At 71.6% G+C, this 23,640-nt stretch carries 24 protein-coding genes; 15 read left to right on the top strand and 9 right to left on the bottom strand.

Annotated features, from left to right (window positions below; genetic code table 11):
• The first annotated feature begins 97 nt into the window (after positions 1-97).
• From MXD64_RS01545 to mnhG, 6 genes are read left to right on the top strand one after another with little or no spacing between them, the layout of a single operon-like run.
• A complete protein-coding gene (locus MXD64_RS01545) occupies positions 98-3,010 on the top strand; it encodes a Na+/H+ antiporter subunit A (protein WP_263137034.1) in 2,913 nt (970 codons plus the stop codon).
• Entirely contained in the window at positions 3,007-3,417 is a 411-nt protein-coding gene (locus MXD64_RS01540; RefSeq protein ID WP_017887553.1) for a Na(+)/H(+) antiporter subunit C, read from the top strand. The genes MXD64_RS01545 and MXD64_RS01540 overlap by 4 nt, the downstream gene beginning before the upstream one ends.
• Positions 3,414-5,105 (top strand): Na+/H+ antiporter subunit D, encoded by a 1,692-nt coding sequence (locus MXD64_RS01535; protein WP_017887554.1) that lies wholly within the window; start codon positions 3,414-3,416, stop codon positions 5,103-5,105. The genes MXD64_RS01540 and MXD64_RS01535 overlap by 4 nt, the downstream gene beginning before the upstream one ends.
• Positions 5,102-5,683 (top strand): Na+/H+ antiporter subunit E, encoded by a 582-nt coding sequence (locus tag MXD64_RS01530; RefSeq protein WP_017887555.1) that lies wholly within the window; start codon positions 5,102-5,104, stop codon positions 5,681-5,683. The genes MXD64_RS01535 and MXD64_RS01530 overlap by 4 nt, the downstream gene beginning before the upstream one ends.
• Entirely contained in the window at positions 5,680-6,018 is a 339-nt protein-coding gene (locus MXD64_RS01525) for a hypothetical protein (RefSeq protein WP_056073236.1), read from the top strand. The genes MXD64_RS01530 and MXD64_RS01525 overlap by 4 nt, the downstream gene beginning before the upstream one ends.
• A gap of 5 nt (positions 6,019-6,023) precedes the next feature.
• Positions 6,024-6,371 (top strand): monovalent cation/H(+) antiporter subunit G, encoded by a 348-nt coding sequence (gene mnhG, locus MXD64_RS01520; protein ID WP_042539882.1) that lies wholly within the window; start codon positions 6,024-6,026, stop codon positions 6,369-6,371.
• 77 nt (positions 6,372-6,448) lie between these two features.
• On the opposite strand, the gene MXD64_RS01515 is transcribed toward mnhG, so the two are convergent.
• Positions 6,449-7,702: an MFS transporter gene (locus tag MXD64_RS01515; protein WP_263137032.1), complete on the bottom strand. Its 1,254-nt coding sequence runs from the start codon at positions 7,700-7,702 to the stop codon at positions 6,449-6,451.
• A 587-nt stretch (positions 7,703-8,289) separates the two neighbouring features.
• Complete coding sequence (mgrA, locus tag MXD64_RS01510) at positions 8,290-9,333, bottom strand: L-glyceraldehyde 3-phosphate reductase (RefSeq protein ID WP_017887559.1); 1,044 nt, start codon at positions 9,331-9,333, stop codon at positions 8,290-8,292.
• Between the two features lie 91 nt (positions 9,334-9,424).
• On the opposite strand from mgrA, the gene MXD64_RS01505 reads away from it, so the two are divergent.
• The 3 genes from MXD64_RS01505 to soxR all read left to right on the top strand — a co-directional run bounded on the left by MXD64_RS01505 (position 9,425) and on the right by soxR (position 11,518).
• On the top strand, positions 9,425-9,880 hold the full coding sequence (locus tag MXD64_RS01505; RefSeq protein ID WP_175470765.1) for an iron chaperone: 456 nt from the start codon (positions 9,425-9,427) through the stop codon (positions 9,878-9,880).
• Entirely contained in the window at positions 9,877-10,929 is a 1,053-nt protein-coding gene (locus MXD64_RS01500) for a YdcF family protein (protein ID WP_071251756.1), read from the top strand. The genes MXD64_RS01505 and MXD64_RS01500 overlap by 4 nt, the downstream gene beginning before the upstream one ends.
• A gap of 79 nt (positions 10,930-11,008) precedes the next feature.
• On the top strand, positions 11,009-11,518 hold the full coding sequence (soxR, locus tag MXD64_RS01495; RefSeq protein WP_071251755.1) for a redox-sensitive transcriptional activator SoxR: 510 nt from the start codon (positions 11,009-11,011) through the stop codon (positions 11,516-11,518).
• On the opposite strand, the gene MXD64_RS01490 is transcribed toward soxR, so the two are convergent.
• Positions 11,515-11,955, bottom strand: coding sequence for a MarR family winged helix-turn-helix transcriptional regulator (locus MXD64_RS01490; protein ID WP_250895631.1), 441 nt, complete (start codon positions 11,953-11,955; stop codon positions 11,515-11,517). The genes soxR and MXD64_RS01490 overlap by 4 nt on opposite strands.
• Positions 11,956-12,001: 46 nt before the next feature.
• Between MXD64_RS01490 and MXD64_RS01485 the strand changes: the two genes are divergently transcribed.
• On the top strand, positions 12,002-13,246 hold the full coding sequence (locus MXD64_RS01485) for a multidrug effflux MFS transporter (protein ID WP_042539876.1): 1,245 nt from the start codon (positions 12,002-12,004) through the stop codon (positions 13,244-13,246).
• Between the two features lie 12 nt (positions 13,247-13,258).
• Here MXD64_RS01485 and MXD64_RS01480 read toward each other — a convergent pair whose 3' ends face one another.
• On the bottom strand, positions 13,259-13,966 hold the full coding sequence (locus MXD64_RS01480; protein WP_263137030.1) for a phosphatase PAP2 family protein: 708 nt from the start codon (positions 13,964-13,966) through the stop codon (positions 13,259-13,261).
• 98 nt (positions 13,967-14,064) lie between these two features.
• On the opposite strand from MXD64_RS01480, the gene poxB reads away from it, so the two are divergent.
• On the top strand, positions 14,065-15,789 hold the full coding sequence (poxB, locus tag MXD64_RS01475; RefSeq protein ID WP_263137029.1) for a ubiquinone-dependent pyruvate dehydrogenase: 1,725 nt from the start codon (positions 14,065-14,067) through the stop codon (positions 15,787-15,789).
• Between the two features lie 66 nt (positions 15,790-15,855).
• On the opposite strand, the gene MXD64_RS01470 is transcribed toward poxB, so the two are convergent.
• Positions 15,856-16,539, bottom strand: a complete 684-nt coding sequence (locus MXD64_RS01470; RefSeq protein ID WP_263137028.1) for an SDR family NAD(P)-dependent oxidoreductase — start codon at positions 16,537-16,539, stop codon at positions 15,856-15,858.
• 101 nt (positions 16,540-16,640) lie between these two features.
• Between MXD64_RS01470 and MXD64_RS01465 the strand changes: the two genes are divergently transcribed.
• From MXD64_RS01465 to MXD64_RS01450, 4 genes are all read left to right on the top strand, one after another.
• Complete coding sequence (locus tag MXD64_RS01465; protein WP_259495014.1) at positions 16,641-17,555, top strand: helix-turn-helix transcriptional regulator; 915 nt, start codon at positions 16,641-16,643, stop codon at positions 17,553-17,555.
• A 312-nt stretch (positions 17,556-17,867) separates the two neighbouring features.
• Entirely contained in the window at positions 17,868-19,355 is a 1,488-nt protein-coding gene (locus tag MXD64_RS01460) for a putative Ig domain-containing protein (RefSeq protein WP_042541237.1), read from the top strand.
• 189 nt (positions 19,356-19,544) lie between these two features.
• Positions 19,545-20,342, top strand: coding sequence for an L-threonylcarbamoyladenylate synthase (locus MXD64_RS01455; protein ID WP_017887570.1), 798 nt, complete (start codon positions 19,545-19,547; stop codon positions 20,340-20,342).
• A 149-nt stretch (positions 20,343-20,491) separates the two neighbouring features.
• Complete coding sequence (locus tag MXD64_RS01450; protein WP_240048690.1) at positions 20,492-20,923, top strand: hypothetical protein; 432 nt, start codon at positions 20,492-20,494, stop codon at positions 20,921-20,923.
• A gap of 77 nt (positions 20,924-21,000) precedes the next feature.
• Here the strand turns inward: MXD64_RS01450 and MXD64_RS01445 are convergent, their stop codons facing one another.
• The 4 genes from MXD64_RS01445 to MXD64_RS01430 all read right to left on the bottom strand — a co-directional run bounded on the left by MXD64_RS01445 (position 21,001) and on the right by MXD64_RS01430 (position 23,583).
• Positions 21,001-21,420: a RidA family protein gene (locus MXD64_RS01445; RefSeq protein WP_071251749.1), complete on the bottom strand. Its 420-nt coding sequence runs from the start codon at positions 21,418-21,420 to the stop codon at positions 21,001-21,003.
• 43 nt (positions 21,421-21,463) lie between these two features.
• Positions 21,464-22,138: a hypothetical protein gene (locus MXD64_RS01440; protein ID WP_071251748.1), complete on the bottom strand. Its 675-nt coding sequence runs from the start codon at positions 22,136-22,138 to the stop codon at positions 21,464-21,466.
• Positions 22,139-22,362: 224 nt separating this feature from the next.
• A complete protein-coding gene (locus tag MXD64_RS01435) occupies positions 22,363-22,662 on the bottom strand; it encodes a Dabb family protein (protein WP_081612308.1) in 300 nt (99 codons plus the stop codon).
• Positions 22,663-22,695: 33 nt separating this feature from the next.
• Entirely contained in the window at positions 22,696-23,583 is an 888-nt protein-coding gene (locus tag MXD64_RS01430) for an SDR family oxidoreductase (protein WP_017887576.1), read from the bottom strand.
• Between the last annotated feature and the right edge of the window lie 57 nt (positions 23,584-23,640).

The following is a 23,640-nucleotide window of genomic DNA, read 5'->3' as shown; positions in this document are numbered from 1 at the left end:
ACTGCTGTCCGGCCGCACAGGTTCTCCACATGGCTCGCTTCGTAAGCTGTGAGAGCCCAGTGAGCCGGACTGCCGCCCGACCCCGAGGAGGTGCCCGATGGTCTTCGTCCTCGTCGCGTTCGCGATCGTCGCCCTGATCGTCCCCGCACTGACCCCCGTCCTCGGGCGCCGCGTCTTCTTCGTCGCAGCCCTCGCCCCCGCCGCCGCCGCGGTGCTGACGATCGCCCAGACCGACGCCGCCCTGCACGGCAGCGTCGTCGAACGGCACCAGTGGGTCCCCCAGCTCGACCTCGACGTCACGCTGCGGATGGACGCCCTGTCGTGGGTCCTCGCCCTCGTGGTGTCGATCGTCGGCGCGTTGGTGCTGGTCTACTGCGCCTCGTACTTCGAGCGGGACGAACCCGGGCTCGGTCGGTTCGCCGGGGTCCTGACCGCCTTCGCCGGCTCGATGTACGGGCTCGTGATCGCCGACGACGTCATCGTGCTGTTCGTCCTGTGGGAGGCCACGACGGTCTTCTCCTACCTGCTCATCGGGCACGACGCCGCGAAGCGCGCCAGCCGTGCCGCCGCCATGCAGGCGCTCGTGGTGACCACCGCCGGCGGCCTGGCGATGCTCGCGGGTCTCGTGATGCTCTCGGTCGCAGCGGGTACGACGTCGCTGTCCGGGATCGTCGCCGACCCCCCGAGCGGCACGGTCGTCTCGGTGTCGGTGGTCCTGGTGCTGCTCGGAGCACTGACGAAGTCGGCGATCGTGCCGTTCCACTTCTGGCTGCCCGCCGCGATGGCCGCGCCCACCCCGGTCAGCGCGTACCTGCACGCCGCGGCGATGGTGAAGGCCGGCATCTACCTGGTGGCCCGGCTCGCCCCCGCGTTCGCGCTGCTCGACGGCTGGCGCGAGACCATCACGCTGCTCGGTGTCGCCGGGATGCTCGTCGGTGGGTACCGGGCGCTGCGCCAGACCGACCTGAAGCTCCTGCTCGCCTACGGCACCGTGGCGCAGCTCGGGTTCCTGGTGCTCGCCGCCGGATGGGGCGCCCCCGCGGTCGCCCTCGGCGGGGTCGCGCTGCTCGTGGCGCACGCCGCCTTCAAGTCCACGCTCTTCCTGGTCGTCGGTGCGATCGACCACGTCGCCGGCACGCGCGACCTCGGTCGGCTCAGCGGGCTCGGCCGTGCCCGCCCGTGGCTGGCGGTCGTCGCGGTGCTCGCGCTGGTGTCGATGGCCGGGATCCCGCCCACGATCGGGTTCGTCGCGAAGGAAGCCGTGCTGACCGGCTTCACCGAGTCGCTGCACGGCCCCGACGCCGGCTGGGCGTGGTTCGCCCTGATCGGCGTGACCGTCGGCTCGGTGCTCACCGTGGCGTACTCGCTGCGCTTCCTGTGGGGCGCCTTCGCCCGGAAGCCCGGCGTCGCGACCGCCGAGCCGCACGCCCTGCACGGCCTCGCCGTCGTCCCCTCGGTCCTCGCGCTCACCGGCCTCGCCCTCGGCCTGCTCACCCCGGTGGTCGCGCACGGCATCGAGCCCGCTGCGACGACCGCGGCGCTCGGCGGCGAAGCGGTCCCGCACCTCGCGCTCTGGCACGGCCTGGAGCCCGCGCTCGGCCTGTCCGCGGTCACCCTGGTCGGCGGCCTCGCACTGTTCGCCCTGCGCCGACCGGTCGAGGCGATCCAGCACCGGCTCGCCGGGTTCCCGAGCGCCGCGGGCACGTACCGGCACGGGATGCGGCTGCTCGACCGCGGAGCGACCGGGCTCACCGCGAGCCTGCAGCGCGGCTCGCTCCCCTACTACCTGACGGTGATCCTGTCGGTGTTCGTCGCCGGGGCGCTCGCCAACCTGGTGCTCGGTGGTCCGTGGGACTTCCACGTCCGCTTCGCCGACTCGTGGGGCCAGATCCCGGTGATGATCGTGATGTCGATCGCCGGCATCGCGGTGCTCACGGCGAAGACCCGGTTCGCCGCCGCCGTCCTGGTCGGCGTCACGGGCTACGGCCTGTCGGTGCTGTTCGTCCTGCACGGCGCGGTCGACCTCGCCCTGACGCAGCTCGTGGTCGAGACGGTCACCCTGATCGCCTTCGTCCTGGTCCTGCGCCGACTGCCCCCGCGCATCGCGACGACGAACCCGTCGCGGTTCCGCATCGTGCGGGCCCTGTTCGCCGGGCTGGCGGGGCTGACGCTCGCGATCGTCGTCGTCGTCGCCGCCTCGGCCCGCACCGCGCGTCCCCTCTGGCCGGACCTGCCCGCGCTGACCAGCTCGTTCGGGCACGGTCTCAACGTGGTGAACGTCGCCCTCGTCGACCTGCGCGGCTGGGACACCCTCGGTGAGCTCACCGTCGTGGTCGCCGCGGCCACCGGTGTCGCGAGCCTGATCTTCGTGAACTCGCGCGAGGACACCCTGCCCCGGCTGCGCGACCTGCCCGAGACCCTGACCGCGAACGGCGAGCGCACCGACGGTGAGCCCCGCGCCTGGCTACCGACGAGCGCCGCGATCCCGACCGGGCGTTCGGCACTGCTCGACGTGGTCGTCCGGTTGCTGTTCCACGGCCTGATCGTGCTGTCGGTCTACCTGCTGTTCGCCGGGCACAACGCCGCCGGTGGCGGGTTCGCCGGTGGCCTGGTCGCCGGCATCGCGCTCGCGGCCCGCTACCTGGCCGGCGGACCGGCCGAACTCGGCGCCGCGGCCCCGGTGCGCGCCGGTCGCCTGCTCGGCCTGGGGGTCGCGACGGCCGCGATCACCGCGATCGTGCCGCTGTTCTTCGGCCGCGAAGCCCTGTACTCCGAGTTCTTCGAGGCCACCGTCCCGGTCCTCGGCCACGTCGAGTTCGTCACCGCCACGTTCTTCGACATCGGCGTGTACCTGGTCGTCGTCGGCCTGGTGCTCGACGTCCTCCGCAGTCTCGGGGCCGAGGTCGACCGGCAGCGCCTCGAGGACGCCTCGACCCCGACACGCGACACCACCGAGGAGTCGGTCGGCGACACCCTCGATGCCCCCACCCCGGAAGGGAGCGCCACGTGACCGTCACCCTCGTCCTCGTGATCGCCATGGCGGTGCTGTTCTCGTGCGGCGTCTACCTGCTGCTCGAACGCTCCCTGACGCGGATGCTCCTCGGCTTCCTGCTGCTCGGCAACTCGCTCAACCTGCTGCTGCTGGTGATGTCCGGTGCCGCGGGCGACCCGCCGATCGGCAAGAGCGCCGAGGGCATCACCGACCCGCTCCCCCAGGCGTTCGCCCTGACCGCGATCGTCATCACCTTCGCCGTCAGCGCGTTCCTGCTCGCCCTGATCCACCGGTCGTGGCAGCTGTCCCGTGCCGACGAGGTCGAGGTCGACGAGGCCGACGCCGCCATCGGCCGCGACCGCGACGAGCCGGCCGACGAGGACCCGGAGACCACCACCGACGCAGAACAGGAGGCGACCCGATGACCTGGCTCGTCCCGCTCCTCGTCCTCGTCCCGCTGCTCGGTGCCGCGGTCGCGCTCGGACTCCTCCGGCACCAGAAGCTCCAGCGCGCGATCACCGTCGTGGTGCTCGTCGTGGCCCTGGCCGTCGCCGCCACGCTCATGGTCCTGGTCGACCGGCACGGCACGATCGTGGTGCAGGTCGGCGGCTGGGACGCCCCGTACGGCATCTCGCTCGTCGTCGACCGGCTGAGCGCCCTGCTGCTCACCGTCAGTGCGAGCGTCCTGCTGCTCGTCCTGCTGTTCTCGATCGGGCAGGGCCTGGCCGCCGACGACGAGGACGCCCCGGTCACGATCTTCTACCCGACCTACCTGGTGCTCGCGGCGGGTGTGCTCGACTCGTTCATCGCCGGCGACCTGTTCAACCTGTACGTCGCGTTCGAGATGCTGCTGGTGGCGAGCTACGTGCTCATCACCCTGGGCGGCAGTGAACAGCGTGTCCGGGCGGGCACGACGTACATCGTCACGAGCCTGATCGCGTCGGCGATCTTCCTCGCCGCCATCGGCCTGGTCTACGGCGCCACCGGCACAGTGAACATCGCCCAGATCAGCGAACGCGTCGCCGACCTTCCGGAGCACGTGCAGCTGCTCCTGCACACGATGCTGCTGATCGGGTTCGGCATCAAGGCGGCGGTGTTCCCGCTGGCGTTCTGGCTGCCGGACTCGTACCCGACGGCCCCGGCACCGGTCACGGCGGTCTTCGCGGGCCTGCTGACGAAGGTCGGCATCTACGCGATCATCCGGCTCGAGACGGTGATCTTCCCGCGGCCACAGCTCAACGAGGTGCTGCTGGTGGTCGCGGCGCTGACGATGGTGGTCGGGGTGCTCGGCGCGGTGTCGCAGACCGACGTGAAACGACTGCTGTCCTTCACGCTCATCAGCCACATCGGCTTCATGGTGATGGGCGTCGGCCTCGGCACCGTCGCGGGCACGGCGGCCGCGGTGTTCTACACGGTGCACCACATCGTCGTGCAGACCACGCTGTTCCTGGTGTCCGGCCTGATGGAACGCGTCGGCGGGACGACCTCGACCCGGTCGCTCGGCGGACTGCTGAAGGCCGCACCACTGCTGGCCGCCCTGTACCTGATCCCCGCGTTCAACCTGGGTGGCATCCCGCCGTTCTCCGGCTTCATCGGCAAGCTCGGCCTGTTCCGCGCCGCCGCCGAGGACGGGTCCCCGATGGCGTACGTCACCATCGGCGCCGGCGTCGTCACCTCGCTGCTCACCCTGTACGCGCTGATGCGGGTCTGGGACGCCGCCTTCTGGCGGCCGAAGCCCGCCGCCGAGGCCGCGGCCCCGCACGCGACGAGCGCCGAACCGCACGCCCACCTGCGGTCGCCGGAACCGGCGCCGCTCACCGTCTCCGAGGAGACGGGCGAGGCGTACCACCCGGGAGGCTCGGTGACGGTCACCGACGCACCGCACGCGGCCACCGCCTCCAGTCCGACCACCGGCGCGACCGAGGCGGTCGGCGAGGCCCCCGAGAAGGTGCGCCTGCCGCGCATGCTCGTCGGTGTGACGACCGTCGCGGTGCTCGGGTCCGTCGCCCTGACCGTCGTCGCCGGCCCGCTCTACGGCTACGCGACCCGCGCAGCGGAGTCGCTGGAGTCACCCGACCGCTACGTGCAGGCCGTGCTCGGAGGTGAGCGATGACCGACGTCCGCCGCATCTCGAACGCCAGGCGGATCGCACTGGCGTGGCGCTACGACGTGCCCCTGGTCGCGGGGCTCACCGTGCTGTGGGCGCTGCTCTGGGGGTCGTGGACCCCGCTGACGCTGCTCTGCGGCATCGTCGTGGCGCTCATCGTCACCCAGGCGCTGCCGCTCCCGCCGGTCCCGTTGTCCGCACGGTTCTCGATCGTGCACGTGCTGCGGTTCCTGGTGGTGTGGTCCGGGCTGGTCATCGTGGCGTCGTTCCGGGTCGCCTGGGTCGCGTTCCGCCCGCGCGGTGTGCGGCGCAGCTCGATCACGCTCGTGCAGCTGCACTCCACGTCCGAGATGACCTTCACGCTCGCCACCCTCGCGGTCTCGCTCGTGCCCGGGTCGTACGTCGCCGACGTCGACCTGCGGCGCCGCCGGCTGCTGCTCCACGTGCTCGACACCGAGCGCCTGGAACAGGTCGACGACGAACGCCGGATGGCACTCCGGATCGAGGCCATGGTGATCCGTGCACTCGGGTCGAAGCAGGACGTCTCCGAGCTGTCCGAGCCGCTGCCGGAGGTGACCCGGTGAGCCCCGCCGTCGTGGTGATGGCCGTCGCCGTCGCGCTGGTGCTCGCGCTCCTGGGGGCAACGTTCGCCCTCGCGGTGTTCCGCATCGTGCGCGGTCCGACCATCCTCGACCGCATGATCGGCTCCGACATGGTGCTGACCACCGTGCTCGTGGTGATCGCCGCCGCGATGGTCATCCGGCAGGACCTGACCGGCATCCCCGTGCTCGTGGTGATCTCGGCGACGAGTGTGTTCGCCACCGTCGCCGTCGCCCGGGCCGTCACCCCCTCGGCGGACCCGTCCGACGAGGGCCTGACCGCCACCACACCCGAGCGCGCCGAGGAGGACCAGTCGTGATCGAGATGATCGAGTCGTTCGTCGACGACGCCGGCATCCGGGCCTGGATCGCCGTCGGGCTGTTGCTCGTCGGGTCCCTGCTGTCGCTCGGGGCCGGGGTCGGCATCGTCCGGTTCCCGGACCCGCTCGTCCGCCTGCACGCGATGGCGAAGCCGCAGGTACTCGGGCTCGCCCTCGCGCTGGCCGCGATCGTCGTCGCGGTGTGGACGTGGACGGCGTTCTGGGTCGTCCTGCCGATCATGGTGTTCCAGCTGTTCCTGGTGCCGGTCTCGACGCACATGATCGCCCGCGCCGGCCTGCGAGCCGACGACTACCGGCACGAGGACCTGCTCGTCGACGACACGGAGTCCTGACGCAGGCACTTGACGGACGGGAGGCCCGTGGCGGCGTCGCCACGGGCCTCCCGTCCGTCAGGTGGTCACGTTCGCCGTCAGGCGGTCGCGACCCGGCGGGGCAGCAGCAGGTTGCCGACCGCGGCGACCACGACGACGGCGGCGGAGACCGCCGGCAGCAGCATCGCCGCTGCGGTGCCGTGCTGCTCGGCGACGTCACCCGCGATGGCGGAGGCGATCGACTGGCCGACGATGACCGCGGACCCGAGGATCGTCATGGTGGTGGCGGAGCGGCCGACGGGTGACCGGTCCGAGCCGAGGCTGTACTGGGCGACCAGGGTCGGCCCGATCCCGATGCCCATGATCGCGAGGATGACGCCCGCGGCGACGACGGAGTCGGCACTGGCGAACGCGATCGCACCGCCGAGGAGCACGACACCGAAGACGAGCCAGCGCCAACCGAGGCCGAACGCCCGGGGGAACGCCGCCGACCCGAGCGCCAACCCGGCGGACCCGATGCCCATCAGGCCGTAGAGCAGACCGGCCTGCGAGGCCTCGCCGTGGGTCTCCATGAACGCGGTGAGCGAGGTGAGCGTCGAGCCGAAGAACAGGCCGATGCCGAGGATGCCGACCACCACCACCACGAGTCGCGGGCGCAGGAGCTGCCGCGCGGGTGCCTGCGTCAGCTCCGCGTGCTGGCCGACCACGAGCTTGCCGGTCGGGTGCAGCGCGAATGCGGTGACGAACACGAACGTCAGGACCGAGGCGCCGGCGACGGCCACCCACGGCGCGATCGCGCTGGCGAGGATGCCGACCAGGAAGGGCCCGATGATGAAGACGGTCTCGTCGGCGGCGGACTCGTAGGCCATGGTGCCGCTGAGGGTCTTCTCGCGCCGTGCCGGGGCCATCCGCTGGCCGATGATCGCGACGAGTCGCGTGCGGGACATCGGGGCGACCTGCGGGGCCGACGCACCGATGCAGAACGCGACCGCGAGGACCGCGAGGTCGGGCGCGGTGCCGCTGACGACGAACGGGAAGAACCCGAGCAGCGCCGCGTTCACCAGGCCGACGGGGACGAGCACCGCCCGCTGGCCGAAGCGGTCGGCCGCGGCGCCGACCATCGGGCCGAAGATCGCGGAGCCGATGCCGACGGCGGCGGAGTTGACGCCACCGAGGGCGACGGAGTCACGGTTGGCGACGACCAGGGTCAGGACGCCGACGACCATCATCGCGAACGGGAGCCGGGCGATGAAGGCCACGGGGAAGTACCAACGGCCGGCGAGGGAGACGAGTGAGGCGTCGGCTGCGGCCGGAGTGGTGCCGGTGTCGCTGGTGGAACGGGTCTGGAGCATCGGGGTTGTGCCTTCTCGGCCCGACCCGGTTCGGCGGGGGCGGACCCATCGGGTGCCGCCGTTGTCCGCCGGGGAGCCGGCGGCCGGTAGATACACACTGCGTGTTCTGAACAGCGCCCATCGTACCAAGCGGGCGCCGGGGCCCGGAGGAGTTCGGGCCGGGCTTGGTCCCGCCGGTCACGACACCCCGTCGGCCGGCCGCGGCGCGGTCGCAGACCGTCGCCTGCGGCGCCGCCAGCCGACAGTTCGCGACCAGTCGGCAGGCGACCCGCGACGTGTCGCGACCGGGCCGCGCGGGCCGGCCACACGCCGGAACACGACGGAACGCGACCGGACGGCGGACGGGAGGCGCGTGGCGGCGTGCCCCGCGCCTCCCGTCCGCCGTGCCGCACGCCCAGGGCCCCGCAGCGGTCACGACACCCCGTCGGCCGGCCGCGGCGCGGTCGCAGACCGTCGCCTGCGGCGCCGCCAGCCGACAGTTCGCGACCAGTCGGCAGGCGACCCGCGACGTGTCGCGACCAGTCAGCTGAGCTGACCGAGCAACGAGATGCGACCCGCCGAGGAACTGCTGCGGCGCGGCGCTCGGGTCAGGAGACCTCGCCCGCGCGGGCTCCCGCCCACAGGTCGACGTCGGTGATGCCGACGGAGTGCTCGTCGATGACGCGGAGCTCCTCGTCGGTGAACGACGTGTTCGACAGCGCGGCGACGTTGTCCTCGAGCTGCGAAACCCGCGACGCACCGATCACGAGCGAGGTCACCCGCTCGTCGCGGAGTGCCCAGGCGAGCGCGAGCTGCGCGAGGGACTGTCCGCGGGCGGCGGCGACGTCGTTCAGGGCGCGGAGGTGCTCGACGACCTCGGGCGTGATGCTCGACGCGTCGAGGGACTTGCCCGCCGCCGCTCGGGAGTCCTCGGGCACACCGTTCAGGTACTTGCCGGTCAGCAGCCCCTGCGCGAGGGCGGTGAAGCCGATCACGCCGAAGCCGAGTTCGCCGGCCGTGTCGAGCAGCCCCTCGGTCTCGATCCAACGGTTGAGCATCGAGTACGAGGGCTGGTGGATGAGGAGCGGGGTGCCGAGGTCGCGGAGGATCTCGGCTGCCTGCCGACTGCGCTCGGCGTCGTACGACGAGATCCCGACGTACAGCGCCTTGCCCTGCTGGACCGCGGTGTGCAGGGCGCCCATCGTCTCCTCGAGCGGGGTCGACGCGTCGAGGCGGTGCGAGTAGAAGACGTCGACGTAGTCCAGGCCCGTGCGCTGCAGGGACTGGTCGAGCGAGGCGAGCACGTACTTGCGCGAGCCGCCGCCCTGCCCGTACGGTCCGGGCCACATGTCCCAGCCCGCCTTCGTCGAGACGACCATCTCATCACGGTACGGCCGGAAGTCCTCACGCATCAGGCGGCCGAAGTTCACCTCGGCGGCGCCGTACGGCGGGCCGTAGTTGTTCGCGAGGTCGTGGTGGGTGATCCCGAGGTCGAAGGCCCGACGGCTGATGGCGCGCTGGTTCTCGAACGGCATGTCGTCCCCGAAGTTGTGCCAGTAGCCCAGGGAGAGCAACGGCAGGTCGAGGCCCGAGCGGCCGGTCCGGCGGTACGTCATCGAGTCGTAGCGGTCGTCACTGGCGATGTAGGTCATGCAACGAGCCTGGCACTCGAAGACGGCCACGGCCTCGCGTGCTTCGCTTCGCGGACCCATGATGGGTGCACCAGACCACGAGGAGACGACGATGGCACGGACGACGAAGACCGAGACCACCTTCACCGACGAGGAGCGCGCGGCGATGCAGGAGCACGCCGCCGAGGTCAAGCGCACCCGCAGCACGAAGGGCACCAAGGCCGAGAAGGCCGCAGCCGACGCCGCTGCGGTCGAGGCGAAGATCGCCGAGATGCCCCAGCCGGACCGGGGACTGGCCGAGCGCATCCACCGCATCGCGCTCGAGGTCGCACCCGAACTCGCGCCGAAGCTCTGGTACGGCATGCCCGCCTACGCGCGCGACGGCAAGGCGGTGTTCTTCTTCCAGGACGCCGCGAAGTTCAAGGCCCGGTACGCGACGCTCGGGTTCCAGGACTCGGCCGCGCTCGACGACGGCACGTTCTGGCCGACGTCGTGGGCGATCAGCCCGGAGTTCTCCGAGGCCGACGAGGCACGGGTGGCCGAGCTGATCCGCCGCGCGGTCGGGTGACGGCGCTCGGGCTGGGGGCCGCTCCCGTCTTCGCCCTGCTGTTCCTGGTGCTGTACCTGCTGGGACGAAGCCGGGACCCGCGGATGCTCCGCAACGGAGTGTTCCTGACCGCGGCCGTGCTGTTCGGGCTCGCGACGGTCGTGTCCGTGCTGACCGCGGTGGTCCCCGGGTTCAGCCTGCTCGTCGCCGTGGTGCTGTTGCTCGTGCCGCTCGCCGTGGTGGTGCTCGGGGTCGCCCTGGTCGCGAACGGCCTGCAGATGCTCCGGGCCGAGGGCCGCAGCGTCGGCAACCTGCTGTCGCTCGCCGCCGGGGTGGCCGTGTTCGTGCTGCCGGCGGTCGCCATCGCCCTGCTCGTCTCGGGGAGCGGTGAGGGCTTCACGCTCTGGGACGGCACGAAGATCGCGGTCGCCGTCCTGATGGTGTTCGTCTGCGGGTACTTCGCCCTGTCGCTGGTCGCCTTCGCCCTGTACTCGGTGGTCTACGGGCGGACGCGGCACGGCATCGTCCCCGACACGATCGTCGTCCTCGGCTCCGGGCTCGTGCACGGCGAGGTCCCACCGCTGCTGCAGAGCCGGCTCGACCGGGCGCTCGGCGTCTACCGGGCCGAACGGAGCGCCGGACGCCGGCCGCTCCTCGTGCCGTCCGGCGGGCAGGGCGACGACGAACCCCGCCCCGAGGGCACCGCGATGGCCGAGTACCTGGTGGCGAACGGCGCCGACCCGGACGACGTGGTGCCGGAGACCGCGTCCCGGAACACCCGCGAGAACCTGCGGTTCTCGCGGGACGTGCAGACGGCCGCCGGACGGGACGGCCAGATGGTCGTGGTCACGAACAACTACCACGTGCTGCGGGCCGCGACCCTGGCCCGTCGCCTCGACCTGCCGGCCCAGGTCGTCGGCGCGCGCACGGCCGCGTACTACGTCCCGAGCGCGTTCCTGCGGGAGTTCGCGGCCGTGATCGTCGAGCACCGCTGGCTCAACGTCGTCGCCTGCACGCCGTTCGTGCTGTTCACCGGGTTCCTGCTCTGGGAGTCGTTCCAGCAGCGGTAGACGCGACCCACGGACGGACTGGAGGCCCGTGGCGGGCCCGCCACGCGCCTCCGGTCCGAGCCGCCGTAAGATCTCGACCATGGTCGAGATCCAGCCGCCACGTCCCACCGACCTGCTGCCCATCGGCGAGATCGTGCGCCGCACGGGCGTGGCCGCCTCGGCCCTGCACTTCTACGAGCGCAAGGGGCTGATCCACCCGGAGCGCACCGACGGTGGCACGCGGATGTACCCGCGGCACGTCGAACGGCGGATCGCGATCATCCAGGTGGCCAAGCGCCTCGGCATCCCGCTCAGCGAGGTCGCCGAGCAGTTCGAGGCGCTGCCCGCCGACCGCATGCCCTCGCTGCGCGACTGGAACCGGCTGAACGAGCGGTGGCGCGCACGACTGCGGGCCCGCCAGCTGGAGCTCGAGCGCCTGCAGCAGGAGATGACGCAGTGCATCGGCTGCGGCTGCGTCTCGCTCGGGGCCTGCTCGGTCGTGAACCCGGGCGACACCCTGGGCGACGAGGGGCACGGCGCACGCCGACTGCTGCCGATCGAGGACGACGCGGCCGGCGCTGCCGGCGCTGCCGAGGACGCTGTCGCCTAACCCGCGCGCAGTCCGTCGTCGATCCGCTGCAGCAGCGCGAGGGCCTCGGCCGTGCCCCGCTCGTCGCCGCCGAGTGCCGTCCGGAGCTTGCCGGACCAGTGCCGGTAGAGCCGGTCGACGCTCTCCTGCGCCAGCGCGGTCGAGTGCAGCTGCACGGTACGGGCGTCGGCAGGGTCCTGGCGCCGCTCGACCATCCCCTTGGCCACGAGCGACCGGAGCGCGACGCTGAGGTTGCTGCGCTGCAGGGCGGTGGCCTCGGCGGTGGTGCTGGGCGAGGTGCCCGGGTTGCGGTTGATCCAGCGCATCACGAGCGCCTCGGTACCGGTCAGCGGCACGATGTCGAGCGTCTCCGAGCCGTGCGGGTCGATGTCGCGCGCGATCCGGAGCAGGACGTCCGCGAACTCGGCGAGGACGTGGTCGGACACGGCGGAGTGCATGTCCGTACTGTACCGATCTCCGGCGATGAGTTATGCTTTCATAACAATGACCACGGACACCGGAACCATCCGCGCGACGATCGCGACACCCACGACCAAGCAGCAGGGCATCACGACCGCGCTGCTCCTGGTGCTCGGCCTGCTCAGTGCCGTCGCCCCCTTCGCCACCGACCTGTACCTGCCGGCGTTCCCGCAGATGACCACCGAGCTCGGGGCGAGCGCCACCGCCGTGCAGCTCACCCTGACCGCGTTCCTGGTGGGCGTGACCGCGGGCCAGCTCGTGTTCGGCCCGCTGTCCGACCGGTTCGGCCGTGTGCCGCCGCTCATCGCCGGCGCCGCCGTGTGCGTGCTCGCCAGCATCGCCGCGGTGCTCGCGCCGAACATCGGCGTGCTCATCGCCGCCCGCCTGCTGCAGGGCCTCGGCGGTGCGGCCGGCATGGTGATCAGCCGTGCGGTCATCTCCGACCTGGCGACGGGCAAGTCCGCCGCCCGGGCGTTCTCGCTCATGATGATCGTCGGCGGGGTCGCCCCGGTCGTCGCACCGCTGCTCGGCGGCCTGCTCACCGGCCCGATCGGCTGGCGCGGCCTGCTCTCGATCGTTCTCGGCCTGTCCGTCGTCATGCTCGTCGCGGTCCTCGCCGTGATCCGCGAGACCCACCTGAAGGAACACCGTGACACCCTGCGCGCGGAACGCCGCGGCTCGGGCTCCGCACTCCGAGCCCTGCGCTCCCGCACGTTCCTCGGCTACACGGCCGTGTTCGGCTTCGCGTTCGCCGTGATGATGGCCTACATCTCCGCATCACCGTTCCTGTACCAGGACATGATCGGCTTCGGCACGGTCGGCTACGGCCTGGCCTTCGGGCTGAACGCCCTGGCGCTGATGGGCGTCAGCATCCTGTCCGCCAAGCTCACCGCGACCCGTTCGGTCACGGGGGTGCTGTCGCTCGGCATCGTGCTCGTGCTCGCGTCGACCGTCGCGTTCGCGCTGCTCGTCGTCTCCGGGGCGCCGGTCATCTGGCTCGCCGTGCCGCTGTTCACCGCGGTGGGCTCGCTCGGCCTGGTGCTCGGCAACGCCACGGCGCTCGCCCTCGGTGCGGTTCCGTCGGCCGCCGGCAGCGCCTCGGCCGTGCTCGGTGCGCTGCAGTTCGGGCTCGCGGCGCTCGTGTCCCCGCTCGTCAGCATCGGCGGCTCGGACACCGCGGCACCGTTGGCGATCGTGATGCTCGCCGCCGCGGTGGTGGCCGTCGTGGCGCTGCTCGCGGCGCGGGGCCGGACCAGCACGGCCCGCTGACCCAGCCCGGCGTCAGCCTCGCCGCGGCCGCAGGAACGGCACCCGCGGCATGAGCCAGTCGACCCACACCACCCGCACCCCCGGCGCCACGGCGAGCGCCCACAGGATCGAGGCAGCGGCGTCGGTCGGGTAGTGCACCGCGTCGATCGACACCGCGAAGAACACGATTACGATGGCCACGACCCCGAGCGTCAGTGCGAGTCGGTGCCACCGGGTCTCGCGGAGCAGCCAGATCAGGGCGATGACGAACGCCGTGATGTAGACCGTGTGCCCGCTCGGGTACCCGGGGTCGGGCTGCACCGGGAACGGGTGCGGCAACACGGCGACGTCGGGCCGGGCACGGTGCACGATCTCCTTCACGACGGCGGACGGCACCCACGTGATCGCGATGGTGCCGCCGAACGCCAGCGCCGGGCGCAGGTCGCGCGTGCGCCACCAGATCACGGCGACGACGACGACCGTGATCCCGATCGCCGGGGCCGGACTGATCACGTGGTAGACCGCCGTGGTGAACGCCCCGGTGAACCCGGTGTGCAACGCGTTGAGGGCCGTGGACAGCCCGAGGTCCACCGTGCCCAGGGTGAACCCGACGATGGTGATGACGACGACCGCGATGACGGCGATCGCCACCGAGACGAGCGGGTACGGCGAACGCTCGAGGATCCCGTACGCGGCGGGCTCCCGTCGGCGGGGACGGAGGAGCGGCGCATCGTCGGTCATCCGTCCATCGTCGCAGCCCGACCTCGGCATCTGGGGTCGAGCGAGCCTCACGATCATCCGAAAGCGTTCAGCGCAGCGGTCGGGAGTAGACAGGACGCATGCCAACCGTTGCCGAGAACATCGTCGCCACCCTCCGCGCCAACGACATCCACCGGGTCTACGGCCTGCCCGGGGACTCCCTGAACGGCTTCACCGACGCCCTGCGCAAGGACGGCACGATGCGGTGGGAGCACGTCCGTCACGAGGAGGCTGCTGCGTTCGCCGCCTCGGCCGAAGCCGCCCTGACCGGTGACCTGACCGTCTGCGCCGGCAGCTGCGGCCCCGGCAACCTGCACCTGATCAACGGCCTGTACGACGCGAACCGTTCTCGGGTGCCGGTGCTGGCGATCGCCGCGCACATCCCCACCGCGGAGATCGGCTCCGGCTACTTCCAGGAGACCCACCCGCAGGAGCTGTTCCGCGAGTGCTCCGTCTACGTCGAGTACGTCGCCGACCCGGTGCAGATGCCCCGCCTGCTCGAGATCGCGATGCGCGAGGCGATCGAGAAGCGCGGCGTCGCGGTGCTCGTGATCCCCGGCGACGTCCTGCTCGCCGAGGCGAAGGACGACCGCGTCACCCGCATCGAGCGGACCACCCCGCGGATCGTGCCGAGCGAGGCCGAGCTGCAGCGCACCGCCGACCTGCTGAACGGTGCCGACCGGATCACGATCCTGGCCGGAGCCGGCGTCGCGGACGCCCACGACGAGGTCGTCGCCCTGGCCGAGCGCCTGCAGGCCCCGATCGTGCACGCACTGCGCGGCAAGGAGTACATCGAGCACGACAACCCGTACGACGTCGGGATGACCGGGCTCCTCGGCTTCGCCTCCGGGTACCGCGCGATGGAGGACGCCGACGTCGTGCTCATGCTCGGCACCGACTTCCCGTACCAGCAGTTCTTCCCGGCCAAGGCGAAGCACGTGCAGGTCGACATCCGCGGCTCGCAGCTCGGCCGTCGGCACCCGGTCGACATCGGCCTGGTCGGCACCGTCAAGGACACCGCCCTCGCACTCATCCCGCTGCTGACCGGCTCGCACCCGACGAAGCACCTCGAGGACTCCCTGAAGCACTACCGGAAGACCCGCGAGAAGGTCGACGACCTGGCGGTCCCCGCCGGGAAGAAGAAGCCCCTGCACCCGCAGTACGTCGCCCGGGTGCTCGACCGGCTCGCCGCCGAGGACGCCGTCTTCATCCCCGACGTCGGCTCCCCCGTCGTGTGGGCGTCGCGCTACCTCACGATGAACGGCAAGCGCCGGCTGATCGGCTCTTTCGTGCACGGCACGATGGCGAACGCCGTCCCGCAGGCGATCGGTGCGCAGACCGCCTTCCCGGACCGGCAGGTGATCGCGCTGGCCGGCGACGGCGGGCTGACGATGCTCCTCGGCGAGCTCATCACGATCGTGCAGAACAAGCTGCCCGTGAAGATCGTGGTCTTCGACAACTCGTCGCTCAACTTCGTCGAGCTCGAGATGAAGGCCGCCGGCTTCGTGAACTACGGCACCGAGCTGCAGAACCCGGACTTCGCCGCGGTCGCCGAGGCGATCGGCATCAAGGGCTTCCAGGTCGACGTGTCCGACGACTTCGAGGACGCGATGGCCGCCGCGCTCGCGCACGACGGCCCCGCACTCGTGTCGGTCCGCGCGAACCGCCAGGAGCTCTCCATGCCCCCGGCGGTCACGCTCGAGCAGGCGAAGGGCTTCACGCTCTACGCCATCCGCACGGTGCTGTCGGGTCGCGGCGACGAGCTGCTGGACCTCGCGTCCACCAACGCGCGCCAGCTGCTGTAGACGTGACCGGATGACGGACTGGAGGCTCCTGGCGGCGCCGCCACGAGCCTCCAGTCCGTCTCTTCGTCACCACCCGAGCGTCTGGCCGTCCTCCAGGAACACGCCGGTGGGGCCCTCCGGGCACGCGCTCGCGGCGGCCGCGATCGTCGCGGCGCTGACCTCGACGGGGCGACCGTGCGGGTTCGGCATGCCACCGAACCCGGTGGCCGTGTAGCCGGGCTCAATCGCGACGAAGTGCACCTGGGGCACGACGCGTGCGTACTGCACCGTCAGCATCGAGACGGCGGCCTTGGACGCGCCGTAGACCACGGCAGGCACGGTGGACGCCGGCTTCGACGGGTCGTGGGTGGCGGTGAAGGAGCCGAGCGCGCTCGACAGGTTCACCACGATCGGGTTCGCCGAACGACGCAGGAGCGGCAGCGCGGCCTCGGTCGCGCGGATCGTGCCGACGGCGTTCGTGTCGAAGACGGCGAGCGCCTCGGGGCCGTTCTGCCCCCAGACGGCGATGCCGGCGTTGTTGACCAGCACGTCGAGTCCGCCGTTCGCGTCGACGTGGGCGAAGGCCGCGGCGACCGAGTCGTCGTCGCGGACGTCGAGCTGGACGGAGCGGGCGCCGATCTCGGCGGCGACCGCGGCGCCCTGGTCGGCGTCCCGTGCGCCGATCCAGACGGAGTGGCCCGCCTCGACGAGCTGACGGGCGGTTTCCCGGCCGAGGCCGCGGGTGGCCCCGGTGATGAGTGTCGTTGTCATGGGTCCAGCGTCGTACTCGGCGACGACCGCAGGGAGTCGACCGGTTGTCGTAGGACCGGCAGGGTCAGGACCCGGCCGCTCGGCGCGCGCAGACTGGGGGCATGGCGGACACGGACTTCGGGCACACCCTGCGGCGGCTGCGCGACCACGTCTCTCCCGATGCCGTCGGCGTGGTCGTCGGGCCGCGTCGGAGAGCGGCCGGGCTGCGTCGAGAAGAGCTGGCACAGCTCGCGGGGATCTCCGCCGACTACCTGACCCGGCTCGAGCAGGGGCGCGCGACCTCGCCATCGGCCCAGGTCGTCGAGGCGCTCGTGCGGGCGCTCCGGGTCACCGATGCCGACCGCGAGCTGCTCTACCGGCTCGCCGGGCACGCGGTCCCGGGCGCCGACGTGGTGCCGTCGCGGATCCCGCCGAGCGTGCAGCGACTGCTCGACCGCCTGGCGGACACCCCGGTCGCGGTGCTCGACGCCGCGGGCAACCTGCTCGTCGCCAACGCCCCGTACGACGCACTGATGGGGCCGGTCGAGGCGCTGCGCGGGAACGACCGGAACACGACGTGGCGGCACCTGGTCGGCTCCGGCAGCCGTGCCGTGCACACACCACAGGAGCAGGCGGTGTTCGAGGCGAACCTGGTGGCGGGGCTCCGGATGACCGCAGCCCGCTACCCGCTCGACCGCCAGCTGCAGCACCTCGTGCGGGAGCTGCGGGCGGCGAGCCCGCGGTTCGTTGAGCTGTGGGACTCGGGCGCGACCGCGCCGGGCGAGACCGCCCGGCGGAAGGTGATCGACCACCCGGACGTCGGGCTGCTCACCCTGGACTGCGACACCCTGGTCGTCGGGCCGGAGGACCTGCGGATCCTGGCGTACACGGCGGAGCCCGGGTCGGTGGATGCGGAGCGGCTGGCGCTGGCTGTTGTGGTGGGGACGCAGTCATTGGTGGGGCGAGGCGGGGGCGGGGGCGGGTCGGGCGGCGTTCCGTGCGGGTCGGCGTGTCCGGGCTCCTCGTGGCCGGACTAGCGAGCGGGCCGCACAGGTTTCCGCGGTGAAAGCGCAAGGGAACCACGACTGTGGAGGACGAGCAGGACCAGCCCGAGGGCCACCGGGAGCGCCACCACCGTGACGGACCCGCTCCCGACGTCGATCGCGCGGACCCCGTTCACGGCGAGGGTGCTGCACGACAGCGATGCGACGCGGCTCCCCCACTTCGCGGGTGATGCGCACCCTGCGGCTCAAAGACGCCTCACAGGTTGGCTACGATCCGAGAGCGCCGGCTTCCGGCGATCGCACTCGTCCGGCTGTTGTCGGACGGCACACCCGAGGGGACAACCCGTGCCACACAGCACTGCATCATTCCGACGCGCATGCGCGATCGGCGCGACGATCGCCGTCATCGGACTGAGCACCGGCTTCGGGGCACTGTCCGCCACCGCCGCCGAGCTGCCGGAAACGTCGGCGAGCACGTCGCCCAGCTCCGACGTCACCCCCGCCGAGGGCACCGTCACCGTTGCGGACGCCGCCGAGTCCGCGCCCACGGCGACGACTCCTGCCACGCCCGTTCCGGAAGCCGCTGACGACACGGAAGCGCCCGCGGACGAAACCACCGCGCCCAGCAGCACTCCGACCGCCCCGGCGACGTCGACTCCTGCCGCGGACCCCGCCGCCACACCAGGGGCGACCATCACCGGGGACGCGACCGTGGGCAGCACGCTGACCGCGACGGGGACGGACTTCACCGGCACGTTGTCCTACGCATGGACGAGCGACGGCACCGCCCTGCCCGTCACGACCGGGTCGTACGTCGTCACCGCTGCCGACGCGGGCAAGGTCATCACCGTCACGATCACGGGTGACGACGGCCAGACCGCGACCGCGACGACCGCCCCAGTCACCCAGACACCGTCGTTCCCCGATGCGTCCACCGAGGACGAGCCGGTCATGCTGACGACGACGGCCGGTGAGCGCTTCGCCCACACGTTCGCCGCGGACGGGTTCCCGAAGCCGACGTACTCGGCCGAGTACTACTCGCTCGACGACCCGTACGGCGACGAGCCCGGCCAGGACGAATCGAGCTACCTCCCCTACGGGCTGTCGCTCGACCACGCCACCGGCGTGCTGTCCGGCACGACCAGGTACTCGGGCACGTACGCGTTCCGCATCGACGCGACCACCGGCTCGACGACGGCCTCGCAGTTCGTGAACATCACCGTGGACGCGACGACACCACTCGGCGTGCGGGTCACGGCAGAGGACAAGGACACGTTCCTCACCGCGCACTCCACGAGCTGGGTCATCGAACGCAACGGCGCCGTCTGGACCTTCCAGAACGAGACCACCCACGACCCCGACGGCGGGTACACCGTCTTCGGCGCCGGCTTCGAGGGCGGGCAGCCGACCATCGACCAGGGCGGCACCCTGCTGGTCAGCGGCAACCTCGTCGACCGTTTCGGCAACGAGGTCGACGACGCCGACGGCTACCCGGCACCGTTCACGGTGACGTCCGACCACGCCTCCGACGTCATCGTGCCGAACACCGACCCGTGGGCAGGTGCCGAAGTGACGTTCCCGCACGCGTCGACCCACGCCCTGACCGTCGCGTCGAGCAGCTTCGCGACCGCGTTCACGGTGGACGTCCGTCCGACCGCTTCGACCGTGGTGACCCCCGCCACTCCGACGGGCGCCATCGCCGCCGCAGCCCCGACCGGTCGACTGGCCTACACCGGGAGCGACGCGATGCACCTGCTGCCGTGGGCGGCGGGACTCGCACTGACCGGCGTCGGTGTGATCACCCTGCAGGCCCGTCGACGGAAGCAGCACTGACCCACCACTGACGAAGCACCGAGGGACTCAGGACACGTGCTGGTCCCTCGGCCCTTCGCTGCGAGACCGCCTGAACCCTTCGGAGAAGGCCCACAGGTCGCGTCCACCGCCCTTGTCCGGCTCGACCGGCGTCCATAGGCTCCCGCTGTCAGACGATCGTCTGGTATCGAGAGCGGAACGAGGACGGGCATGAACGACGACACGCAGGTCAGCATGAACCGAGTGCACTGGACCGGCGGCGTGCCCCGGAGCGCAGTGGACGCGCTGCTCCACGACGGCGGACTGGCGGTGGTCCCCACCAAGGTCGGCTACATCCTGATGACCTCGGACCGTGCGGGCCTGGAGCGGAAGTTCGACGCCAAGGAGCGCAACCGGAACAAGCCCGGCGTCGTCCTCGTGAGCTCGCTCGAGATGCTGCGCAGCATCGCGCAGCTCACCCCCGAGATCGACGCCCTGTACCAGCGGTGCTGGGACGAGGACATCCTGCTCGGCTGCATCCTGCCCTGGAGCGACCAGGGCCGGGCAGCGCTGCCGACCGACGGCTCGGACGACCTGATGATGGACACCCGCGGCACGTCCTGCTTCGTCATCAAGTTCGGCGTCCCTGGCGAGCTCGCCGCCCGCGAGCTCTGGACGGAGCACGGCAAGTTCGCCTTCGCGAGCTCCGCCAACCCGTCGGGCACCGGCAACCGCGGTGTCGTCGACGGCATCGGGGAGCGCATCGCCGAACGTGCCGACGTGATCGTCGAGGCGGACGACTACGTCGCGTCCATCCAGCCGGAGAAGAGCACCGAGACCCGCTACGAGCAGGGCGTCATGGTGTCGATGGTCGACAGCTCGGGAACCCTGATCCCGGTGCAGGACGGACAGCGCTCGATCACTCCCGCCCCCACGCTCATCCGCAAGGGGCTCGACGTCGACCGGATCATGGGGCTGCTCGCCGACACGTTCACCAGCTGGGACTACCGACAGGGTGAGTACTACTGAGCCCGCACGGACGCCTCGGCACCGCCGTCTCGGCAGGAGACCCGGACACGACGCCGGGCACCAGGCGTGCGGCGAGACCAACGGCACGGAAGCGTCTGTCGCGCGAGGACGCCTCGAGCCGCATCACGGCGTTCGTCTACGGGAACATCGTGATCCTGGGCACGATCGCACCGATGGTCCCGGACACCGCCGCGAGTGGTCGGGGGCTCTGGTACGTCCTCGCCACCGCGTTCTCGACCTTCCTGGCGCACACCTTCGCCGAGTTGGTCGGCCGCCGTGCGCGGAGTGACCAACGGCTCGCCGGGGAGACCATCGGAGCCGAGCTGCGCGACTCGCTGCCCGTCCTCACCTCCGGTCTCGTCCCGGCGGCCGTCCTCGCCTACGCCTGGCTGACCGGCGCATCCGGGCTGGTGGCCGAGATCCTCGCGATCGCGTACCTCGTGGTCCGGCTCGCCCTCCTCGGCCCCGTCGTGGCCCGGCTCCGCGGGGAGAAGCCGTCCCCGCGCACGTTCGCCGCCGGCATCGTCCTCGCACTCGTCGGAGTCGGCATCGCCCTGGTCAAAGCCGGTCCCGGCTTCTGAGGCCGGCCGGAGCACCAGGCCGGACACCGACGGACCGGATCGGGCAGTCCAGGTGGTCCTCGGAGCGCTCTGCACCGTCACACGGGCAGATCGTCCGGGACCGCCGCGACCGCCTCGATCTCGACCAGCTGGTCGTCGTAGCCGAGCACCGTGACCCCGAGCAGGGTGCTCGGCACGTCGTGCGTGCCGAAGGCGTCGCGGACAACGTCCCATGCGGTGACGAGGTCGGGCTGCCGCGAGGACGCCACGAGCACTCGCGTGCTCACGACGTCCTGGATGGACGCACCAGCGGCACGCAACGCCTCCTGCATCGTCTCGATGCACCTGGCGGCCTGGCCCGCGTAGTCCCCGACCGCGACGGTCGACCCATCAGGGGCGAGCGGGCAGGCCCCGGCGAGGAACACGAGCCGCGTCCCGCTCGGCACGGTCGACGCGTACGCGTACTGCGCCACATCGCTCAGGACGTCGGACCGGATGAGACGGACTGCGCTGGCCATGCACGTCATCCTGCCAGCAGCGATGCTCCGGGCCCCGGGTACCTCAGGCGCAGTACTCGTACGGCAACATCGCGGTCGACCCCACCCAGATCGCGCCCACGGTGGCGCCGTCCGTCCCGAGCTGGAACGTCATGTAGCGTCCGTCGGCCTGCACGCTCCACATCGAGTACGGCCCCTGGTCCTCACCGTAGGTGCCGGTGTACTGCAGGTCCGGGTACGCGGAGCGCACCTCGGTCAGGGGCGTGCCGATGCCGATCCCGGCGTCGGTCTCGGGCGAGTTCGTCGTCACCGGATCCGGCCCCAGCCCACCGATGGTCACGCCCACGACCTTGCCGTCGCGGGGGATGACGATGAGGCCGGGAGCGTCATCTCGGTTCCAGAACGTCGTCTCCGGGCTGGCCGGACACGCATCCGTGCTCCGGGTGTAGGCGGCTGCCAGGTCGTCGATCTCCCCCTCCACCTCGCCGCCCAGCGCGATCGGCCCGACCTCCTTCGTGGAGATGGTCCAGGTTGCCGGGTCCGACAGGTCGAACGCCGTTCCCGTCGCAGTCGGGGACGGCGTGGGCGTCGGGGTGCCGGGGTCGGCCGTCGGGGTCGGCGTCACCGTCGCGGTCACGGTCCGGGTCGGCGTCGGAGCGGACGGCCCGGAACACGCGGTCAGCGTCGCCGCCGCGAGGAGTCCGAGGGTCACGCCGGCGGTCCGGATGGTGCTGTTCACAGGGTCTGGTTGCCGATCATCGTCTGGTCCTTCCGTGGGTGGACGTCGAACGGGTCCCCGCCCGCAGGCGGGGACCCGACCGGCGTGGGCGCGACGAAGCGGCGCCGACCGGTGACCCCCGCGCCGTTGCGATGGCCGATCCACCGTACTTCGAGCCTCCACGGGGAACGGAACCCCTCGGTCGCCATCGCAACCAGAGCGTTACACAGCTTCCGGCGCGGTGATCAGTCGGCGTCCTCGACGTCGAACACGACGACCCGCGCACTCGCCGCCCCGATGAAGTCCGCCACCGGCCGGTGCTCCGGGTGCGGCAGGTACCCGGCGAGCGCGGCACGATCACGGAAGCGGACGACGAGCATCCAGTGGAACCCGCCCTCCAGTCCCTCGGTGCTCACGCTGGTGCCGGACTGCACCGACTCGACCCCCTCGACCCGTGGCAGGTGCGCACGCGACAGGGCCGAGGCCTCGGCGGAACGGTCCGCCCCGTCCCACTCGACCAGCACGGTGTGCGTCACTCCGGACACGTGGTCCCCTTCCTCGAACGCCAGAACGCCAGGTCAGAACGCCGGCGTCCCACCGGCGATCGTGATCGTCGACCCGGACTGGTAGCTCGACTCCGGGCTGACCAGGTGCACGTAGGCGGCACCGAGCTCGGCGGGCTGACCGGGACGGCCGAACGGCGAGCTCTCGCCGAAGTGCGACACCGTCTCGGCGTCGTCGGAACCCGGCTGCAGCGGCGTCCACACCGGGCCGGGCGCGACGGAGTTGACCCGGATGCCCTTCGGCGCGAGCTGCTGCGCGACGGCCTCGGTGAAGAGCTTGATCGCACCCTTCGACACCGCGTAGTCGATCTTGTCCGGGGACGGCGTGGACGCCTGGATCGAACCGGTCGTCACGATGGTCGACCCGGGCTCCAGGTGGGGAACCGCGGCCTTGGTCAGCCAGAACAGCGAGTAGATGTTGGTCTTGAAGGTGGAGTCGAACATCGAGGTGTCGAGCGTGAGGATGTCGTCGTTGCTCTCCATGCGGCCCGCGACCATCACCAGGGTGTCGAGGCCGCCGAACTCGTCGACGCCCTTCTGCACCAGGTCCGTGCAGTACTGCTCGTCGGAGATGTCCCCGGGGAACAGCACGGCCCGACGGCCCTCGGACTCGAGCAGGTCGCGGACCTGTTCCGCGTCCTCCTGCTCGTCCGGCAGGTAGGAGAGCACCAGGTCCGCGCCTTCGCGTGACAGGGCGATGGCGGCGGCACGGCCGATACCGGAGTCGGCACCGGTGACGATGCCGCGGTACCCCTTCAGGCGGCCGAGCCCGACGTAGCTGTCCTCGCCGTGGTCGGGCTTCGGTTCCATCTTCCACGCGGCGCCCGGCAGCGACTGTTCCTGCTTCGGGTACGGCGGTGCCGGGTAGAGGGTGTTCGGATCGCGCTTCTCGTACTGGCTCATGGCCCCACTGTCGTCGTCGTGCCCCGGACGGGCGCTCAGCTGGCAGCTGGCGGGCGC

This window comes from Curtobacterium sp. Arg-1 (genome assembly GCF_025643395.1).
Classification (GTDB): domain Bacteria; phylum Actinomycetota; class Actinomycetes; order Actinomycetales; family Microbacteriaceae; genus Curtobacterium; species Curtobacterium poinsettiae.
The sequence above is the reverse complement of the archived record's forward strand: the minus strand, read 5'-3'. Positions and strand labels throughout refer to the sequence as shown.

Bases quoted from the DNA above. Each gene is read 5' to 3' on its own strand.
- MXD64_RS01545 (WP_263137034.1), top strand. From the start codon at position 98: ATGGTCTTCGTCCTCGTCGCGTTCGCGATCGTCGCCCTGATCGTCCCC.
- MXD64_RS01535 (WP_017887554.1), top strand. From the start codon at position 3,414: ATGACCTGGCTCGTCCCGCTCCTCGTCCTCGTCCCGCTGCTCGGTGCC.
- MXD64_RS01530 (WP_017887555.1), top strand. From the start codon at position 5,102: ATGACCGACGTCCGCCGCATCTCGAACGCCAGGCGGATCGCACTGGCG.
- mnhG (WP_042539882.1), top strand. From the start codon at position 6,024: ATGATCGAGTCGTTCGTCGACGACGCCGGCATCCGGGCCTGGATCGCC.
- MXD64_RS01515 (WP_263137032.1), bottom strand. From the start codon at position 7,702: ATGCTCCAGACCCGTTCCACCAGCGACACCGGCACCACTCCGGCCGCA.
- mgrA (WP_017887559.1), bottom strand. From the start codon at position 9,333: ATGACCTACATCGCCAGTGACGACCGCTACGACTCGATGACGTACCGC.
- MXD64_RS01505 (WP_175470765.1), top strand. From the start codon at position 9,425: ATGGCACGGACGACGAAGACCGAGACCACCTTCACCGACGAGGAGCGC.
- soxR (WP_071251755.1), top strand. From the start codon at position 11,009: ATGGTCGAGATCCAGCCGCCACGTCCCACCGACCTGCTGCCCATCGGC.
- MXD64_RS01490 (WP_250895631.1), bottom strand. From the start codon at position 11,955: ATGCACTCCGCCGTGTCCGACCACGTCCTCGCCGAGTTCGCGGACGTC.
- MXD64_RS01485 (WP_042539876.1), top strand. From the start codon at position 12,002: ATGACCACGGACACCGGAACCATCCGCGCGACGATCGCGACACCCACG.
- MXD64_RS01480 (WP_263137030.1), bottom strand. From the start codon at position 13,966: ATGACCGACGATGCGCCGCTCCTCCGTCCCCGCCGACGGGAGCCCGCC.
- poxB (WP_263137029.1), top strand. From the start codon at position 14,065: ATGCCAACCGTTGCCGAGAACATCGTCGCCACCCTCCGCGCCAACGAC.
- MXD64_RS01470 (WP_263137028.1), bottom strand. From the start codon at position 16,539: ATGACAACGACACTCATCACCGGGGCCACCCGCGGCCTCGGCCGGGAA.
- MXD64_RS01465 (WP_259495014.1), top strand. From the start codon at position 16,641: ATGGCGGACACGGACTTCGGGCACACCCTGCGGCGGCTGCGCGACCAC.
- MXD64_RS01455 (WP_017887570.1), top strand. From the start codon at position 19,545: ATGAACGACGACACGCAGGTCAGCATGAACCGAGTGCACTGGACCGGC.
- MXD64_RS01445 (WP_071251749.1), bottom strand. From the start codon at position 21,420: ATGGCCAGCGCAGTCCGTCTCATCCGGTCCGACGTCCTGAGCGATGTG.
- MXD64_RS01430 (WP_017887576.1), bottom strand. From the start codon at position 23,583: ATGAGCCAGTACGAGAAGCGCGATCCGAACACCCTCTACCCGGCACCG.